Origin of the sequence: Neptuniibacter sp. QD57_21, from assembly GCF_047778075.1 — a bacterium.
Lineage (GTDB): Bacteria > Pseudomonadota > Gammaproteobacteria > Pseudomonadales > Balneatricaceae > Neptuniibacter.
Window position 1 is genome coordinate 230,278 of the sequence record NZ_CP180549.1, and the last position, 17,189, is coordinate 247,466.

Annotated in this window: 15 protein-coding genes; 3 read left to right on the forward strand and 12 right to left on the reverse strand. The window is 46.1% G+C overall.

Going from position 1 to position 17,189, the window contains the following annotated elements; translation table 11 throughout:
- Positions 1–100: 100 nt before the first annotated feature.
- Positions 101–1,567 carry a sodium/proline symporter PutP gene (gene putP / locus ACMXYS_RS00955; protein WP_415883131.1) on the reverse strand — a complete coding sequence of 489 codons (1,467 nt, stop codon included), beginning with the start codon at positions 1,565–1,567 and terminating at the stop codon, positions 101–103.
- A 383-nt stretch (positions 1,568–1,950) separates the two neighbouring features.
- On the opposite strand from putP, the gene ACMXYS_RS00960 reads away from it, so the two are divergent.
- Positions 1,951–2,412 carry an Lrp/AsnC family transcriptional regulator gene (locus ACMXYS_RS00960; protein ID WP_415883132.1) on the forward strand — a complete coding sequence of 154 codons (462 nt, stop codon included), beginning with the start codon at positions 1,951–1,953 and terminating at the stop codon, positions 2,410–2,412.
- A gap of 56 nt (positions 2,413–2,468) precedes the next feature.
- Here ACMXYS_RS00960 and ACMXYS_RS00965 read toward each other — a convergent pair whose 3' ends face one another.
- Positions 2,469–2,936 carry a Spy/CpxP family protein refolding chaperone gene (locus ACMXYS_RS00965; RefSeq protein ID WP_415883133.1) on the reverse strand — a complete coding sequence of 156 codons (468 nt, stop codon included), beginning with the start codon at positions 2,934–2,936 and terminating at the stop codon, positions 2,469–2,471.
- Between the two features lie 188 nt (positions 2,937–3,124).
- On the opposite strand from ACMXYS_RS00965, the gene ACMXYS_RS00970 reads away from it, so the two are divergent.
- On the forward strand, positions 3,125–3,835 hold the full coding sequence (locus tag ACMXYS_RS00970) for a response regulator (protein ID WP_415897332.1): 711 nt from the start codon (positions 3,125–3,127) through the stop codon (positions 3,833–3,835).
- Positions 3,832–5,196, forward strand: a complete 1,365-nt coding sequence (locus ACMXYS_RS00975) for a sensor histidine kinase (RefSeq protein ID WP_415897333.1) — start codon at positions 3,832–3,834, stop codon at positions 5,194–5,196. The genes ACMXYS_RS00970 and ACMXYS_RS00975 overlap by 4 nt, the downstream gene beginning before the upstream one ends.
- Positions 5,197–5,199: 3 nt before the next feature.
- Here ACMXYS_RS00975 and ACMXYS_RS00980 read toward each other — a convergent pair whose 3' ends face one another.
- The 10 genes from ACMXYS_RS00980 to glnK form a co-directional block, all read right to left on the reverse strand.
- Positions 5,200–6,522, reverse strand: a complete 1,323-nt coding sequence (locus tag ACMXYS_RS00980) for an N-succinylarginine dihydrolase (RefSeq protein WP_415897334.1) — start codon at positions 6,520–6,522, stop codon at positions 5,200–5,202.
- Complete coding sequence (gene astD, locus ACMXYS_RS00985; protein WP_415897335.1) at positions 6,519–8,015, reverse strand: succinylglutamate-semialdehyde dehydrogenase; 1,497 nt, start codon at positions 8,013–8,015, stop codon at positions 6,519–6,521. Before astD ends, ACMXYS_RS00980 begins: the two co-directional genes overlap by 4 nt.
- On the reverse strand, positions 8,012–9,049 hold the full coding sequence (gene astA / locus ACMXYS_RS00990; RefSeq protein WP_415897336.1) for an arginine N-succinyltransferase: 1,038 nt from the start codon (positions 9,047–9,049) through the stop codon (positions 8,012–8,014). Before astA ends, astD begins: the two co-directional genes overlap by 4 nt.
- Positions 9,050–9,075: 26 nt before the next feature.
- Complete coding sequence (locus ACMXYS_RS00995) at positions 9,076–9,879, reverse strand: DUF1338 domain-containing protein (protein WP_415897337.1); 804 nt, start codon at positions 9,877–9,879, stop codon at positions 9,076–9,078.
- A complete protein-coding gene (locus ACMXYS_RS01000; RefSeq protein WP_415897338.1) occupies positions 9,876–11,141 on the reverse strand; it encodes a hydrolase in 1,266 nt (421 codons plus the stop codon). Before ACMXYS_RS01000 ends, ACMXYS_RS00995 begins: the two co-directional genes overlap by 4 nt.
- 23 nt (positions 11,142–11,164) lie before the next feature.
- A complete protein-coding gene (locus ACMXYS_RS01005; protein ID WP_415897339.1) occupies positions 11,165–12,379 on the reverse strand; it encodes an aspartate aminotransferase family protein in 1,215 nt (404 codons plus the stop codon).
- A 106-nt stretch (positions 12,380–12,485) separates the two neighbouring features.
- Positions 12,486–14,543 (reverse strand): putative bifunctional diguanylate cyclase/phosphodiesterase, encoded by a 2,058-nt coding sequence (locus tag ACMXYS_RS01010; protein WP_415897340.1) that lies wholly within the window; start codon positions 14,541–14,543, stop codon positions 12,486–12,488.
- 305 nt (positions 14,544–14,848) lie between these two features.
- The gene (locus ACMXYS_RS01015; protein WP_415897341.1) at positions 14,849–15,571 is read right to left on the reverse strand and encodes a glutathione S-transferase family protein; all 723 of its coding nucleotides are present in this window, start codon (positions 15,569–15,571) and stop codon (positions 14,849–14,851) included.
- Positions 15,572–16,666, reverse strand: a complete 1,095-nt coding sequence (locus tag ACMXYS_RS01020; RefSeq protein WP_415883144.1) for an alkene reductase — start codon at positions 16,664–16,666, stop codon at positions 15,572–15,574.
- A 155-nt stretch (positions 16,667–16,821) separates the two neighbouring features.
- Positions 16,822–17,160 carry a P-II family nitrogen regulator gene (gene glnK, locus ACMXYS_RS01025; RefSeq protein ID WP_415883145.1) on the reverse strand — a complete coding sequence of 113 codons (339 nt, stop codon included), beginning with the start codon at positions 17,158–17,160 and terminating at the stop codon, positions 16,822–16,824.
- Positions 17,161–17,189: the final 29 nt, after the last annotated feature.

A 17,189-nucleotide genomic window follows, 5' to 3' on the forward strand; every position in this document is an offset into this window, starting at 1 on the left:
TTTTTGTTTGTTTTGTGAGCTTTTGTTCTTTTTTATGATGGGTATAAAAAAGCCCCAACTGCAAAGCAGTTAGGGCTTTTAAAAATCTGTTTTCTATTCGTTAGCTTTTGATTTCAGCTTCTACATCGTCAAAGCGTTGCTGAATAGCTTTTGATGGCGCTGGTGTCACTTTGGATACAGCGATAATTGCGATGAAGGCAAAGATAATACCTGGGATGATCTCGTAAAGATCAAACCAACCGCCAGATAGCTGCTTCCACACAACCACAGTTACACCACCAGTGATGATACCCGCAAGCGCACCGCCTTTGGTCATCTGCTTCCAGTACAGTGACATAATCAAGGCAGGACCAAATGCTGCACCGAAACCTGCCCACGCGTAAGATACAAGCTCTAGAACCTTAGAGTCTTTATCCATTGCGAGGAAGGTAGCAACCAGAGCGATAACCACTACAGCGATACGGCCGACACGAACCAACTGTTCTTGGGTTGCATCTTTGTTAAACAGTGCTTTGTAGAAATCTTCAGCCAGAGCAGAAGAAGACACGAGTAGCTGAGAATCCGCTGTACTCATTACAGCGGCAAGGATGGCAGCCAGTAGAATACCTGCAATTACAGGGTGGAATAGTGCATCTACCATCACCATAAATACAGTTTCATTATCGCCCAAACCGTCTGGTAGATAGCCGATAGCGGCTAAACCAATTAGGCAGGCACCCGCCATAGAGATAGCACTCCAGATCACTGCGATACGACGTGCAGCAGGAACCGCGTCTTTAGATTTGATACCTTTGAAACGCGCAAGTATATGCGGCTGACCGAAGTAACCAAGACCCCAGCCCAATAGAGATAGCGTACCGATTAGCGTGATGCTCTTACCATCCGCATCGGTAAACATATTCAAGAGCTCAGGATTTTTCGCTTCGACTGCTGCCAGCGTGCCGCTCAAACCACCGATTTCGCCCATCGCGATCAATGGCACTAAGATCAAAGCGCCAACCATCAGTAGGCCCTGAACTACGTCTGTCCAAGATACCGCTAGGAAACCACCAAATAGGGTGTAAGAGATAACGGCTGCAGCACCGACAAGAACTGCGACGGTGTAATCAAAACCGAATACAGTTTCAAATAGTTTACCACCCGCTACTAAGCCAGAACTGGTGTAGAACAGGAAGAAAACCAATACAAATACGGCAGAAATCACACGTAGGCTGTGGCTGTGATCTTCAAAACGTTTTTCGAAAAACGCAGGTAGTGTTAGTGCATCATCAGCACGTTGTGAGTAAACACGTAGGCGCTGAGCTACTAACAGCCAGTTTAGCCAAGTGCCCACTAGTAGACCGCCTGCCAACCAGAAAGAGCCATAACCGGCCGCCATTGCGTAACCAGGAAGGCCCATCAACAGCCAGCCACTCATATCTGATGCGCCTGCACTCAACGCACTTGGGATCGGCCCTAGGTTGCGTCCACCAAGAACGTAATCAGACAGATCCTGAGTGCGACGATAGGCAACAATACCAATTGCCAGCATCAGCATCAGATATAGGATAAATGTCAGGGTTACCATCTAAGAAACCTCTTTGTCATAGTTTATGCTTATTATCGTTCCATCCTCTGTTACACCTTCCTGCGCTAGCTATGCTGCAGACTTTTCTACCTTCATTGGTTGCGAAAAAGACAGTAGTTAAGCTTGGGTATAACGACCGGAAAGCTTACCGGTATTCCATTGGTTAAATGCTCCAAACTTGGCTGTTTTCTAGGCAATTGGTCTTTATTTGTTCGTTTATTCGGATGATTGTTCTAATTTGATGGTTTTTTACCTAGATAAACGCGCTGCATAGCTCTTTTTCATCTATAAGAAAGAGTAGTCAACTTGTTATGAGGAGTCGAATTCACTATATTCTCGCCAAAAATTTGGACGTTTTGACTTTATGCTTCTGGAGCGCCGTCATGGAAAATTTAGATAAACTCGATATGGCGATTTTGCGCGAACTGCAAAAGAATGCACGTATTACGGTTACGGAATTAGCCTCGCGAGTTGGCCTTTCGAAAACACCTTGCCAAGTGCGTATGAAACGCTTGGAAGAGCTTGGTTATATCATGGGTTATACCACCCTGATTGATCAGAAGAAGCTGGGTTCTAAGCATATCGCTTTTGTTCAAGTGACGATGCTCGATACGAAAACCAAAGCGCTGCAGGCCTTTAATGAGGCCGTGCGCGCCATCCCTGAAATCGAACAGTGCCATATGATTGCAGCGAATTTCGATTATTTGTTAAAAGTGCGTACGTCCGATATCGAAAGTTATAGGGAAGTACTCGGTGAGAAAATTTCTAACCTGCCATTTGTGAAGCAAACCAGTACCTTTGTTGTAATGGAAGATGTGAAGGATGTGGCTTCCAAGCTAATTTAACGCTATACCCATAGAGTTACGCGAATATAGGATACGTAACTCTATGGAATAAAATGTTAATGACATTGCTTCCCTTTTCTGTGCTCCCCTTTATGTTTCATCCATTTTTGTGGTGCTTCACTTTTTAACTGTGCGAATTTGGCTTCCTGTTCTGGAGTCAGAATCTCATACAGTTCTTCCTGATGTTTTGCTTTGGCCATAATCATCGCTTTAGTTTGCTCCTGCGCTTTTAACACTAAGCTGTTGAGCTGTAACTGATAGTCTTTTGATGCTGGGTCTAGTTGCATCAGTTGTTGGCGAAGATCTCGTTTTGCTTGGTGTTGATCCTTCATGCCTGCTTTTTTCTGCTGCATATTTTCTTTCAGTGCCGCCTGTTGGCTGGTGGTTAATCCCAGCTCTTCAGAAAGATACTGCAGGCGCTTCTCCATCTTAGCGCCGTCATCTTTAGTGTAAGCATGTGCAACGCCTAAACTAGAAACAGTTAACACAGCAGCTGCGATTCCAGTCATGATTTTACGGTTCATGTTCTTTGCTCCTAGGCTGTTTAGTTGATGGAATAAAGTTTGGCTTTTGTAAGCGCAAAGATGGGTTTCGGCAGTGTAAAGTTGGGTAAATCTAACAATAGGGCGATCTATTTTGGCGCTAAAAGGATTATTATTTTTAGTAGATAAGTAGCGAAAATAGGCGGTCAAGGCCGAGTGCGGGATAAAGTATGAGAGATAAACAGCGATTATTACTGGTTGATGACGATGTGGAACTATGCGAGTTGTTATCCGATTATCTCGAGCACGAAGGCTTTGAGGTTGAGTTTGCTCACAATGCAGATGAAGCCTGCGCGCAATTAAAACGTTCGGATCGTTACGCCTTGATGGTGTTAGATATCATGATGCCGGGTAAATCTGGCTTAGAGCTGCTACAACAAATTCGACCTGTAGTGACCTTACCCGTGATTATGTTGACGGGGCGAGGCGAAGAGATCGATCGCATTCTGGGGTTAGAGATGGGAGCGGATGACTACCTAAGCAAACCCTGTAATCCACGTGAATTGCTTGCACGAATTCGTGCGGTCCTACGTCGTTCGGAACCGAAAACACAAACAACCCTTTTCCCCGATACTAATGTTGAGATGGGTGGCGTCCAGCTTGATCCTGGTTTGCGTGAGGTTAGGATCAAGGGCGATTTATTGGAGCTTACAGGGACAGAGTTTAACGTGCTTGCTTATCTGATCGCGAATGCTGGAAATGTATTGGATAAAGAGCAATTAACTGAGTTGGTTTTACATCGAAAACTTGCGGCATTTGATCGAGCGATTGATGTTCATGTTAGCCGTGTACGGCAGAAATTAGCGAAAGCGCTACCAGATAAAGAGCTGATCAAAACAGTCCGTGGTGTCGGCTATCAGTATATTAAGGATCTGGTATGAAGTGGTATAAACGACTGTTCTGGAAGGTTTTTGCCGCAATCTGGTGCGTGAGTTTCTCAGTACTGTTAGCGACTATCTGTGTGGTTAGCACCATTACTGAAGAGGATCGCTTCAAGGAAGTAATCACAGCAAAGGCGGAAGGCTATGCAGAGCTGATGATTGAACGTTATGAACGCATGGGTCATGCCACAATCCCGCCATTACGACTGAAACATTTCAAGCGCTCGCATAGGGATAAAGAGATTGGCTTACCAGCGCCAGACCATCACAAAGAACGCACACCACATTGGAAACGTTTTATCTGGCGAAGTGTAACTAAGCGTGTCCATATTACCGATCTGACTGCACAGAGGCAGGTTGTTGATCTTCCCCGTTTTGAAAAAAATCCTGAAGATAGTTACCGCTTTAATCTAGAGTCAGAGCGGGGTCGTCAGTATGAAGTTTTAGTCGATCTCAGCTGGGAGCGTTCTCCTTACGCAGATCTAGTGAACCGTATCCTATCGGTGCAAATGGTGCTGATTTTATTGGTGTCTTCTTTAGGTGCGTTGATCGTATCTGCAATTATCGCGCGGCCATTAATCTTGTTACGCGAGCACACTCAGGCGATCTATCGTGGAGAGTTGGACACTCGTACGGATGAAAAATTAAGGGCGCGTGGTGATGAATTGGGTGAGTTAGCCCGAGATTTTGACCGCATGGCAGATTATGTCCAACAAACTCTGACCTCGCACCAGCATCTGATGTGTGATGTTTCCCATGAGTTAAGAGCGCCGCTAGCCCGATTACAGGCCGCAGCAGGGATTGCAGAGCAACGCTTGGGTGAAGGGGATAAAACAGTTCAACGGATCATTCATGAGTGTCAGCGCTTAGATCAATTGATCGGCGAAATCTTATCCTTATCTCGCTTGGAACAGATGGAGGTTAAAGGCGAGAAAACTAAGCTCAGTGATGTCCTGCAAGAGTTGCTTGATGATGCCCGTTTCAGCCAGCAAGCACGTGAGTTTGAACTCTGTATGGAATCTGACTGTGAAGTGGAATTGAATGCGCCTTTGTTACTTCGAGCGCTGAATAATATCTTGGGAAATGCCTGCAAACATACACCGCAATCGACGTCAATTGAGTTGAGTGTGCATAAGGGTGAACACTGTGAGATTCGTATTCGCGATCATGGTGAAGGTGTGCCAGCAGAGCAGTTAGAAAAACTGTGTGAGCCGTTTTTCCGGGGTAACAGTAAATCCGAAGGCTATGGTTTAGGGTTAAGTATCGCGCAACGGGCTGTACAACGTTTAGGTGGTGAACTTAGTCTATCAAACCATCCAGAGGGCGGATTGGAAGCGCGCATTCTGTTGCCTTGCGCCTAAAATTTAGTTGTAAAAATTGGGGAGCTTTAACAGCTCTCCCAAGTGGGATAGCGCACTTTGTATCTCTGAAATCAGCCGAGGGTCGCGCAGATCCTCAAGGCTTAGGCGATCTCGGTAGTGCGTTTCTATCCAATGTTTCAGCGACTCATATAGTGCAGGGGTTAGCAGTATTCCGTGATGGACAGCACTTAACTCTTCAATCGTGATTGGTAGCGCCAAGCGCAGGCACGCTGGACCGCCACCGTTCTGCATACTTTGTGTTAGATCGATAAATTGGACTTCGCTCACAGGGTTGTCGGCAGCTATTAACTCCTCGCAGATGGCATAAGCCTTAGCGCTGATTTTACTTTCTATGGGGGCAAGTAACATAAGGCTGCCATCGTTTTTTTGGATAAGCTGACTGTTGAATAGGTAAGTTTCTACTGCTTCTTGCAGGCTTAGCTTGCTGGAGCTGACCTCAAATATCTTAAGTGCATCCTGCCAATGACAGCTCTTCATCCTTAAAGTGTTTAAAACCTCACTTTGTTCTTTAAAAGCTTGTTCATGCAGGAATAAAAAGTTCAGATGACCCACCGCGACAACATCGTTGTGAAAAGCCCCGTGGTCTATGGCAATAGGGTTCTGTTGAATCAGTATGCTGCGGCTTTGGTCCAGCTGATGTTGGCGGATAATACTTTCGCTAGCGAGGCGAGTTTGGCGTGCTGGAAAGCGTGTACTTGCGCTCAGCGAGCCTTTTCTGCCATAGATAAATAGATTCAGTGCATCCTGGTCACAAGGCGAGTTTAAGCGCATCTGATTGGCAGCACCTTCATCTGCAAAGATCGGTTGTGATGGCAACGGAACATGCACGCTAAATCTGTCGTGATTGTCAAAACAGGTTTGGAAGAACTGATAGTTATGTTTGGTTTCTAATGATCTATGGATACTGCTATTTAAGTTTGCAGGGGTGAAGTGTAAGTGTCGATCTTTGGTATCTTGAGATGCTGAGCAGGTTGCGCTGTTAGCTGCCCACATAGCAGAAGCGGAATAACAGGCAGTCAGCAACTGAGGGGCTTTGTGCCAAGCTTGATCCAAGAGTTGTTCGTCGGAGCCGCGAAAGCCCGCTGCATAGAGCAGTGCTAGATCAGGTCGTATTGGCGGGGGAATAATCCCTTGTGGAATGCCAAGCTGATGCAGTAGCCACATCTTTTCCAAACCTTGAAGTGCTGCGTCTTTGGGTGAGGATATCTCGCCTTGATGCTGTTGTGATGCAAGGTTGCCCTGTGCGAGCCCCGCATAGTGGTGATTGGGTGCGACCAAACCATCTAAATTAAGCGTTAAACTCATTCATGACTCCAAACATGATCGGCAATATGTAGGCCCGGAGGAAGGGTGTCGGGAATGTCCATGCTGTCGGCCTGCATAGAGGCAACTGGGTAAGCGCAGTAATCGGCGGCATACCATGCACTGGCGCGATGGTTACCGCTGATGCCGGTACCACCAAAGGGGCGCGCACTGGATGCGCCGGTTAGTGGTCTGTTCCAGTTGATCAATCCAGTTCTGACTCGACGCTGAAAGTACTCGAATATTTTAGGATCGTCACTGAGTACGCCAGCCGCTAAGCCATAGCGGGTGTTATTGGCTAAGGTTGTTGCCTGCTGAATATCTTGTACACGATATATCTGAAGGAGAGGGCCAAAGTACTCCTCATCATCGGGGTTCTCTATTGCTGTACAGTCGATTAACCCCGGTGTTAACAGGGCGCCTTTCTCGGCAAATCGTTGCATACCGACCAGTGATTCAGCGCCTTGTTCCATCAGCTTTTCTTGAGCAGTTAGCATAGAAGTCATGGCTGACTGACTGATCAAAGCGCCCATAAAAGGTGACGGGTTTTGGTTATAGGTGCCTACCTCAATTTTGGTCACGGCTTTCTGCAAAGCGGCAATAAATTCATCCCCTTCTGTTCCGACCGGTACCAATAAGCGTCGCGCGCAGGTACAGCGCTGGCCTGCAGTGATATAGGCCGATTGAATAGTGTTATAGACGGCCGCAGCGATATTGGTTGTTTTTGTAACCAACAGAGGATTATTTCCGCCCATCTCGAGTGCTAAAATCTTTTCGGGTTGCCCGCCAAACTGCTCATGCAAGTAACAGCCGGTGGCTGCGCTACCGGTGAAATAGAGGCCATTAATTTTTGAGTGCTCTGCTAAATGTGCCCCTGTTTCTTTTTCTCCTTGGACCAGATTAAGTACCCCATCGGGTAGCTCCGCTTTTTGCCAAAGATGAATCATCAGTTCTGCTGTTCGCGGGGTAAATTCACTGGGTTTAAAGACGATTGTGTTGCCCGCTAAAAGCGCTGGCATAATATGGCCATTTGGTAGATGCCCTGGGAAATTATAAGGGCCAAATATCGCTACGATGCCGTGGGGGCGGTGGCTTAGAATAGAGCGTGCTCCCAGTACGGTACTCTCTTCAGTTGGGCAACGCGCTTGATAGGCTTTGATGGTCAAAGCCGCTTTGCCCAGAAGAGCAGTCACTTCTGTTTTTGCTTCCCAGAGAGGTTTACCGGTTTCCTGGCCGATGGTGTCGGCAAGAAGGTCTTCGTGCTCTTTGATCAGCTCATTAAACTTCAAAAGATAGGCTGCTCGCTGCTTGAGCGTGAGTTCAGACCAGTGTGGGAAAGCTTCTTCAGCCGCTGAAACAGCTTGATTTACTTGCTCTTCGTCAGCTGCATAACCCTGCCAGATTCGCTCATTATTGCCCGGATTCAACGACTCGAGTTCGGAGCCGTTGCCCTGAACCCATTCGCCATTAATAAACAATGATGCTTGTGGTTTCATGGGTGCCTCCCTTTTAGTTCGACCAATCGAATGGTGTCGCTGTCTTTAACTTGCAGCATTTCAGCGGTTTCAGGTGTGAGTTCAGCAATGCCTTGATTGGTTTGGCAGTTAGCAAGGCAGCAACGGAAACCTGCTGCTCGGGTGTTACTGAGTAGATAAGCTGAATCGGAATCAGTGACGTCAGCTTGTTGCGAAATTCTAATTTTGGCGTAGCGGCTATCTCTAATCGCACGTATTTTTGCCAGCGGTGCTGTGATCGTAGGGCCGGCATCGAAGATATCTACATAGTTTTCAAAGCGGAAACCTTCATTTTCCAGCATGCGGCGGGCAGGTTCAGTATTGGCGTGAACACGACCGATTACTTCTTGTGCTTCTTCGGGGAGTAAGTGGATATAGATGCTGTATTTCGGCATTAGTTCGGCAATAAATACTTTGTTGCCAGAGCCAGTGAGGTAATCCGCTTCTGAGTAGTCCATCGCAAAGAATTTACGCCCGAACCCTTCCCAAAAGGGGGAGCGGCCATTGTCATCGGAGAAACCGCGCATCTCTGCGATGACGCGCTCAGAGAAGCGTTGTGGTTGTTCTGCCATAAACAGAAAACGACTTTTAGACAGCAGGCTACCGTTTTGTGAGTGACGGTGTTCAGGTTTCAGATAGAGAGTACAAACCTCTGTACAGCCAGTGTAATCGTTACATAGGTAGAGGGTTTTAAACTGGTTATGGATATTGAGCTCGCGTGACGCGTGTACCACGGTACCTACTCTGTAGTGATACCATGGCTCTTGCAGGCCTACGGCCGCTTCAATCCCTGTAGTACCGACAACTTCTTCAGTTTCACTGTCGATCAGGACAAACAGATAGCTTTCATTGGTGGCTTTCTGAATATCTTGTTTGAGGGCGTTTAAACTGCGCTCGATTTTATCAGCGAGCAAAGCGCTGTTTTCGGGGAGAGAGGTAAAGCCAGGGCCAGATTCGATAGCGATCTGATGTAAGGTCTCTAAATCGTTCATTTCAATCGGGCGAATGTAATACATAGTCGACCTCCTGTTCCCTAAAGTTCCTAACGGCTATCGGTACTTTCGAAGATTTTGTCGGCAGATGCCGCGACAAAGCCTTGGTAGAGAGAGCCATCTTCCAAGGGGTAGCGACGGGCAAATTCGTAGTAGCAGCCCGGTATTTCTACACTGCCATCACTAAATTCAACCGCGACTTTGCTGGCTAAGGTTGAGGACTGTTCGAGTCTCTCTTCGGGGCTGCCTTTCACTTCACCGCCTGCACTATTGAGTTCGATGGAATGGCTTTTTAAAAACTGATTAACTTCTTCGATGCTGGTGTGCGACGTAAGTGCGTTGACGAAAATGGTGAAGTGGTTAGGTCTGAAACCAAAAGCCACCAGCCAAGCGGCATACTCACTTTGTGCCAGTAATGCTTTGTACTCCTCATAACTGACCTCCCACGGACGACCGCAATAGCACAATGTATCTGGGGGTTGCTGCATAGGATCGAGTTCAGCCACTAAGTTATGCACAAGCAGTTGGTTGTCAGTACTGAGCGATTCGGTCATCAGTTGGCTGATAAATATCTTCGGCAGGGCAGGGTCATCATGTTGAAAGTGCTTAGCGTAGAGATGCTTGTTTGGAAAATGATATTCACCTGCTGCTCGATAGCCGCTATACAGAAACGGTGTGGCCATCTTATCTATATTGACCTCTTCCAGATCAAAAGTACGTAACGCAATATGGTCATTGAGTACTTGATAGTTAAGGTCGCTGAATAGCTGGTGGATATGGCGAGCTTGTGGATTCAGCTCTAAATAGTCCTGCCACATCTCATCTAGCATTTGGGTTAGCTCTTCATTGGTCATTGTGGCCTCCCCTGAGGGCGCAGGCGCTTAAAGGGCAATCCTTCACGAGCTATGTGAAAGAGTAGCAGTGCGCTGAGCTGCGCGCGTGAACTAAGGCTAGGTAAATTGATAAATTCGTGAGGGCTGTGGATAAAATTACCGGTCACACCCAAAGTATCTATATTGGGTAGACCTGCTGTCGATAAGTTATTCCCGTCACAGCAGCCTCCAGTTGCACTCCAGGTTAAAGCAGTGCCTAACTGCTCTGAGCATTGTTGTACCAGTTGGTAGAGTGCGAGATGGGGTTGGTCGAGTTGTTTTGGGTAGCGTCCAAAATGCCCATGGAGCTCTATATGGAAGCCTTCTTGTTGATTATGCTGCTGTATAAATGCATTGATGCGTTCAAGGCACCATTCGGCATCTTCTGTTTTCTGAATACGAACATTAAATTTACACACCGCTAGATCGGGTACTTTATTAGTGGTTTCGCCCGCTTTGATAATACCGGTATTGAGGGTTAAGCCCGGTTTTTGATTGTTTAATGATGCTAGCTGCAGGATCAGTTCAGCGGCTTTATTAATCGCATTCCTACCCGTTTCGGGGGTCCTACCTGCATGAGCTGAACGACCATGGACAACCAAAGTGAAGTTGCCGCTGCCTTTTCGCTCCCCTGCAAGATTGCCATCAGGTAAAGCCGGTTCGTAGATTAATCCAATGTCATGTTGTTTCGCCGCGTTGGCCAAATAGTCGGCTGAGCCGGGTGAACCGATCTCTTCATCTGGATTTAAAATGACACTCCAACCGATCTGATGAGCAAGTGGATGCTGAACTAAGGCTTCTAGCGCTGATAGTATGACCAGAATACCGCCTTTCATATCTGCGGCACCGGGTGCGTTCAGTCGTATGTGGTCTAAGCGAATCGCATGTTGGAAAGGACTATCCACAGGAAAGACTGTATCGGTATGACCGCAAAATAGGATCTGGATCGGTGCGTCTGGGTTGTGGCTGAACTTCCAAAGGGAGCCGAGCGCTTGGTATTCTGCTTTGCCTGTGTAATCGATTCGCTCCCACTCCGGCAGTTCAATCCTTTCGCTTTTACTGCACAGTGGGGCGAAAAGCTCTTGGTATTTAAGGCCAACTTGGTTGATCCCTTCGGGATTCAGTGAGCCGCTATTAATCTCAACTAACTCAATCAGTTGCTGTTCTCTTAGGTGCTGTTGAGCGCTGATCTTATCGAGGAGATCACGTTCTAACTGGTCTAGTGGTTCGACAGATAACTGCATAATTAACCTCTAGCACTCTCAGCTTAGGCCTGTTGCTTGAATAACTGCATTGTGCGATTGAAGCGAGCTAATCCCTCTTTAATATCGGCTTCGGGAATAATCAGCGAGGGTGTCAGGCGAATGACATTTAAGCCTGCTACCAGTACCATTAGTCCTGTTTGTTGTGCCAGCTCTAAAAACAGTCTCGCTTTGCCTTTATATTGATCACTCAGTTCACAGCCGATTAACAGGCCTTGGCCGCGAATATCCTTAAATAACTCAGTTTTTTGATTGAATTGAGCTATCTGTTGGGTGATCAGGTGATGTTTATGGAATACACCTTCGAGCACCTCAGGCGTATCGACAATCTGTAACAGTTTAAGTGCTACGGCGCATCCTAGAGGGTTACCCCCATAAGTACTGCCATGGCTACCGACGTTAAAGGATTTAGCGATCTTCTCGGTACTCAACATCGCGGCGATTGGAAAACCGCCGCCTAAAGCTTTAGCGGTAGTTAAAATATCGGGCTTAACTTGGCTGTGTTGATAGGCGTATAACTTACCGGTACGGCCGACACCGGTTTGTATCTCATCAAAAATGAGTAGGGCATTGTGTTCAGAGCATAGGCTTTTGGCTGCCTGTAAATACTCAGCCGTGGCGGGTGTAATCCCACCTTCGCCCTGAATGGGCTCGATGACTACCGCACAGGTTTTATCACTGATCTGCTGCTCTAACGCAGCGATATCATTAAAAGGCACATGAGAAATACCCGCAGGTACTGGCTCAAAACCTTCACGATACTTAGGTTGCCCACCTACTGACACGGTAAATAGGGTGCGTCCGTGAAAGCTGTTATTGCAACTGATGATTTCGTGCTTCTCTGCGCCAAAATTATCATAGGCGTATTTTCTAGCGAGTTTAAAAGCGGCTTCGTTTGCCTCAGCTCCTGAATTGGCAAAGTAGACTTTTTCGGCAAAGGTCTTATCACAAAGCGCTTGGGCTAATTTTAGTGCAGGTTCATTGGTCCAGACATTACTGAGGTGCCACAACTGATCGGCTTGTTGATGAAGTGCAGCAGTGAGTTCGGGATGGCAGTGCCCTAAAGCATTTACTGCAATGCCACCTGCAAAGTCGATGAACTCATTATCTTGCTGATCCCATACTCTAGAACCTAGTCCTTTTATTGGAATCATCTGTTGTGGTGCGTAGTTAGGCACCATTATTTGATTGAACGTTTCCCTATCAACATTGGAGGACATAGTTTGTCTCCTCTACTGCATAGATAAGTCTAAGTTTAGACCTTAACAGCAAAAAAGCTTTTTAGCGGCAATGGCTTAAAGGGAATAAAGATAGGTTTATGCGGTCTTAATGATTGTTAGTCGAGTCGCTGTGATTGCACTCATCCATGGTGTTACATGCGTCACAGAAGTACTGAGATTCACGATATTTCTTGTTGAAGTCATCAAAACTTAACGGATGACTGACTAGAAACCCCTGCATGGTATTGCAGTTTTGTTGTTGCAAGAAATCCATCTGAGATCTGTTCTCTACACCTTCTGCTATCACATCCAAACCCAGTTGCTTGGTCATGGCGATAATGGTCGAAGTTATCGTCATATTGTCTTGGTCTTCGGGAATTTGTTGTAAAAAAGAGCGATCAATCTTTAACAGATCGACAGGCATTTTAGTTAAATAGCTTAAAGATGAATAACCTGTGCCAAAATCATCTATAGCTAGGCTTATGCCCATGCTTTTTATGCGCTTCAGGGTACTGATAGCCGTTGGCATATCCCGCATAAGCATGCTTTCTGTGATTTCAAGTTCTAGCCATTCTGGAGCAAGTGAGGCTTTGGCCAAAGCTTCAGATATCTGAGTAATCAAAGAGGGATCATCAAATTGGCGGACAGATAAATTTACGCAGACCTTAATCGGGGGCAAGCCTTGATCCTGTATTGATTTAGCCGCTCGACAAGCTTCTTCTAACACCCAGCGGCCGATTGGGATGATTAAACCGGTTTCTTCTGCGTGGGGAATGAATTCATCAGGCGGTACATTGCCATTGACAGGGTGCTGCCAGCGAAGAAGTGCTTCCACTGCTGTAATGCGACCATCTAATGCACATATCTGTGGCTGATAGGCTAAAGATAGCTGTTTGCCAATTAAGGCGTTTCTTAGATCATGCTCGATTGTGAGTATGCGTTGCGCCTCTTCGTTCATCTGGTCAGCAAAGAAAGCATAAGTGTTCCTACCCTGCCTTTTTGCATAATACATAGCTAAGTCTGCGTTTCTTAGCAGGTCACTTGCATCGACACTATCGTGACCGATTAAAGTAATGCCGATACTGACGGTTACACTCAATTCGTGAGGGCCGATTTGCATGGGTTGAGAGAGTAATGACAGTACATCGCGGACGCGACTAATTATCTGCTCACGGTCTTCGCAGTCTTGGAAAATAACTGTAAATTCATCGCCACCAAGGCGGAATACCGAGGTTTGGTGGCGAGTGCAGAATTTTAAGCGGCTTGCTATGGTGGTCAGGAGTACATCACCTGCTTCGTGCCCCATCGTGTCGTTAATCTGCTTAAAGTGATCTAGATCGAGTAACAGTAAAGCATGCAGTTTGTCACTGGCTGGGTTTTGTAGATATTTATCCAGAGTTCGACGGAAATTTCGACGATTGCCCAGCTCGGTCAAAGGGTCGAAATAAGCCATTTTCTCTAGCTGAGCATCGTGCTCTTTGATTTGAGATATATCTTCACTGACAGAAACAAAATTAATGATATTTCCCAGTTCATCATGAATAGGGGAAATATTTTGTAGGGACCAGTAAGTTGAACCATTTTTGCGTTTATTGAGTAAGGTACCTCGCCACTGCTGATGGTTAAGTACAGTACCCCACAGCTGTTTGTATGTGTCGTTTGTGGTTTGCTCGGAGCGTAAAAAGTTTGGCCGCTTACCTAGTATTTCATGGCCGTCCCAACCTGTGATTTCACTGAAGCGGCTATTGGAGTATTCGATCTCACCTTGTGCGTTTGTGATTACAACCGCACTACCGGTATTTTCTACGGCATTACGGAATACCTTAAGCTCTCTTGCTTGACGCGCACTCTGACTCGAGTTGCGTAGAGTGATAAATACTTTTCGGCAGTCAGCTTTTTGAATAACAGTGAATTCTATACGCAGCTGTACGCTATCTTCTTGTGAAGATAGGACTATGTGGGTGTCGTAAGAATCTCTGTTCTGTGCAAATAGGCCCATGATGTGAGGGCGAATAGCCCGTTTAAAATCGTCAGGAAGTTTATGGTTAAGAGATTCTCCAGCTCTATTCCAGATCAAGGTTTCGGCGTAGGGGTTGCAATGTAAACAGTGAAATAGGTCATCCAACACAAGCACGCCAATGGATGATTGATTAAACCAATCCATTGGAATTGTACTGTTGCTTGTTGGGTTTAATTTTGTTTTTTGCATGGGTTTGTTTGAATTTTCTACCTTGATCTACCTATTCTGCGGTAAAAGTTGTTTGAATGGTTTAGATGTTTAATAAAGTTGTGACTGGTTTGATGTGGGTCAATTTAGAGGAGCAGGTAAAATGAATTTTTTGTTAATGTTTTAGCCTAAGGTATAAAAAATACTAATATTACATTGGGTTATGGTTTATGTTTGTGCCTTTTTAATAGATTGATTATTTCAGGGTAAGCGGAAAATTTCTTCTTACCCTGAGTGATAGATTAAGCGGCTTTTGCAGGGTTTGACCACCCTTTTTGTACGGATGGTCGCTGATTGAATCTATTGATGTAAGATGTAACTTGTTTGAATTCTGCTATTTTAGTTTCATCCCCAGCACGGTAAACACGCTCTATCGTATCCAGCCAAGGCACAAGGGCGATATCCGCAATAGAGAAGTCACCAGCAATCCATTCTTGTCCTTCTAATTGGGTTTCGATCACATTTAGTAGGCGTTTTGCTTCGTTGATATAGCGCTGTTTCGGTCGTGGATCTTCAATTTCACTACCGGCAAAGGCGTGAAAGTAACCCAATTGTCCAATCATGGGTCCGACGCCACCCACCTGAAACATCAGCCATTGCAGTACTTTGGCTTTTTCAGTGGTGTTGTTACCCATCAGTTTACCGGTCTTTTCGGCTAGGTAGACCAGAATGGCGCCACTTTCAAAGAGGCCAATAGGTGTGCCTTCTGGGCCGTGCGGGTCAATGATTGCTGGGATTTTATTGTTCGGGTTGAGAGATAAATATTCCTCACTTTTGACATCGCTTGCTGCCAGCGTCACACGATGCGCTTCATAAGGAATTTGTAGCTCTTCAAGAGCAATGGATATCTTCACGCCATTCGGTGTACCGAGCGAATAGAGTTGCAGAATTTCAGGGTGCTTCGCTGGCCAGCGTTTAGATATGGGGTACTGATCAACGCTTGGGTAATCTTTAGGATTGCTCATTTATGCGCTCACTAAGTCTGTCTGGTCTAAGAATGGATAGTCGTTATAGCCTTCAGGGCCAGGTGTATAAAAGGTATCGGGATTAGGCTCATTTAGCTCGGATTTTGTTTGGAAACGAGCGACTAGATCTGGGTTGGCGATAAAAGGTACGCCAAAGGCTACAGCGTCTAGCTGTTTATCTAATACCGTTGAGTCAGCCTCCTCATAGCTGTAGCCCATATTGCCAATAAGGTTGCCTTGATAATGTTCTCGGGCGATTGAGTTAACATCACCTTGTTGCTCGCCCAGAAAGTCACTGCGCATCAGATGCCAGTAAGCGAGTTTGTAATGATTTAGCTTTTCTGCGAGCCAGAAGGTCGTGCCAATGGGGTCGCTGTCTTCCATACTGTTATAGCCATTTAAAGGCGAGGTTCGGATACCTACTTTGTCGTTACCCCATACTTCACAAATAGCGTCTAATACTTCGAAGATCAGTCGAGATCGATTCTCTAAGCTACCGCCGTATTGATCTTCACGTTGGTTACTGCCATCGCGTAAGAACGAATCGAGCAGATAACCGTTGGCTGCATGGAGTTCTACACCATCGAATCCAGCCTCCTTGGCGTTGATTGCTGCCTGTTTGAAGCCTGCGATAATTTCGGAAATCTCGTCTATCTGCAGTGCGCGTGGTGTTGTGTAGGGTTTAAGGCCATCAGGTGTATGGACTTCATCTTCGATTGCGATTGGACTTGGAGCGATGGGTTGAACACCGTTATTTAAATCCGGGTGGCAGGCACGTCCGCCATGCCATAGTTGCACAACAATCTTACCGCCTCTCTGATGTACGGCATCGGTGACTTTTTTCCAGCCAGCGATTTGCGCTTCTGAGTAGATGCCGGGTTCATTGATAAAGGCGCTGCAGTTTTCCATCACCATGGTTGCTTCGGTAATAATTAAACCTGCAGTAGCGCGATCGGCGTAGTGCTGAACCATTAATGGGCCAGGAATATGGTGTTTGTCTGCGCGGGCACGGGTAAGAGGTGCCATCAAAATTCGATTGGATAGTTCGATACTGCCTAGTGAAATAGGGCTGAACAAGATAGGTTGTGTAAGCATAATTGGCTCTTTCTTAGTTGATCAATATGTTGATGACTTAGGTAAAGAGCTTGAATTTGAACGAAAGTTCAATTTCGAGTGAAGAAATATTAAATTGAATAGAACAGGCATAAAAAAAGCGGCTTAATAGCCGCTTTTTTGGAATATCTTTTCGCTTAGAGCGCGTCAGGACCGCTTTCGCCTGTACGGATACGGATGACCTGCTCTAGAGGAGAGATAAAGATCTTACCGTCGCCGATTTTACCTGTATTAGCTGTTTTGCTGATCGCTTCAATAACTTGATCAACCATGTCGCTGTCTACAGCAATTTCAATTTTCACTTTTGGAAGGAAATCAACCACATACTCTGCACCGCGGTACAATTCAGTGTGGCCCTTCTGACGACCGAAACCTTTTACTTCAGTAACGGTAACACCTTGGATACCAATTTCAGAAAGCGCTTCACGGACATCATCCAGTTTAAACGGTTTAATCACCGCAGTGACCAGTTTCATAATGCTATTCCTCAGTTGGGCTTGCTCAT

Coding starts and splice junctions, on each gene's coding strand:
- ACMXYS_RS01015 (WP_415897341.1), bottom strand. CDS start 15,571: ATGAGCAATCCTAAAGATTACCCAAGCGTTGATCAGTACCCCATATCT.
- glnK (WP_415883145.1), bottom strand. CDS start 17,160: ATGAAACTGGTCACTGCGGTGATTAAACCGTTTAAACTGGATGATGTC.
- ACMXYS_RS00975 (WP_415897333.1), top strand. CDS start 3,832: ATGAAGTGGTATAAACGACTGTTCTGGAAGGTTTTTGCCGCAATCTGG.
- ACMXYS_RS00965 (WP_415883133.1), bottom strand. CDS start 2,936: ATGAACCGTAAAATCATGACTGGAATCGCAGCTGCTGTGTTAACTGTT.
- ACMXYS_RS01020 (WP_415883144.1), bottom strand. CDS start 16,666: ATGCTTACACAACCTATCTTGTTCAGCCCTATTTCACTAGGCAGTATC.
- ACMXYS_RS01005 (WP_415897339.1), bottom strand. CDS start 12,379: ATGTCCTCCAATGTTGATAGGGAAACGTTCAATCAAATAATGGTGCCT.
- ACMXYS_RS00980 (WP_415897334.1), bottom strand. CDS start 6,522: ATGAGTTTAACGCTTAATTTAGATGGTTTGGTCGCACCCAATCACCAC.
- ACMXYS_RS00960 (WP_415883132.1), top strand. CDS start 1,951: ATGGAAAATTTAGATAAACTCGATATGGCGATTTTGCGCGAACTGCAA.
- ACMXYS_RS00995 (WP_415897337.1), bottom strand. CDS start 9,879: ATGACCAATGAAGAGCTAACCCAAATGCTAGATGAGATGTGGCAGGAC.
- astD (WP_415897335.1), bottom strand. CDS start 8,015: ATGAAACCACAAGCATCATTGTTTATTAATGGCGAATGGGTTCAGGGC.
- ACMXYS_RS00970 (WP_415897332.1), top strand. CDS start 3,125: ATGAGAGATAAACAGCGATTATTACTGGTTGATGACGATGTGGAACTA.
- putP (WP_415883131.1), bottom strand. CDS start 1,567: ATGGTAACCCTGACATTTATCCTATATCTGATGCTGATGCTGGCAATT.
- ACMXYS_RS01000 (WP_415897338.1), bottom strand. CDS start 11,141: ATGCAGTTATCTGTCGAACCACTAGACCAGTTAGAACGTGATCTCCTC.
- ACMXYS_RS01010 (WP_415897340.1), bottom strand. CDS start 14,543: ATGGATTGGTTTAATCAATCATCCATTGGCGTGCTTGTGTTGGATGAC.
- astA (WP_415897336.1), bottom strand. CDS start 9,049: ATGTATTACATTCGCCCGATTGAAATGAACGATTTAGAGACCTTACAT.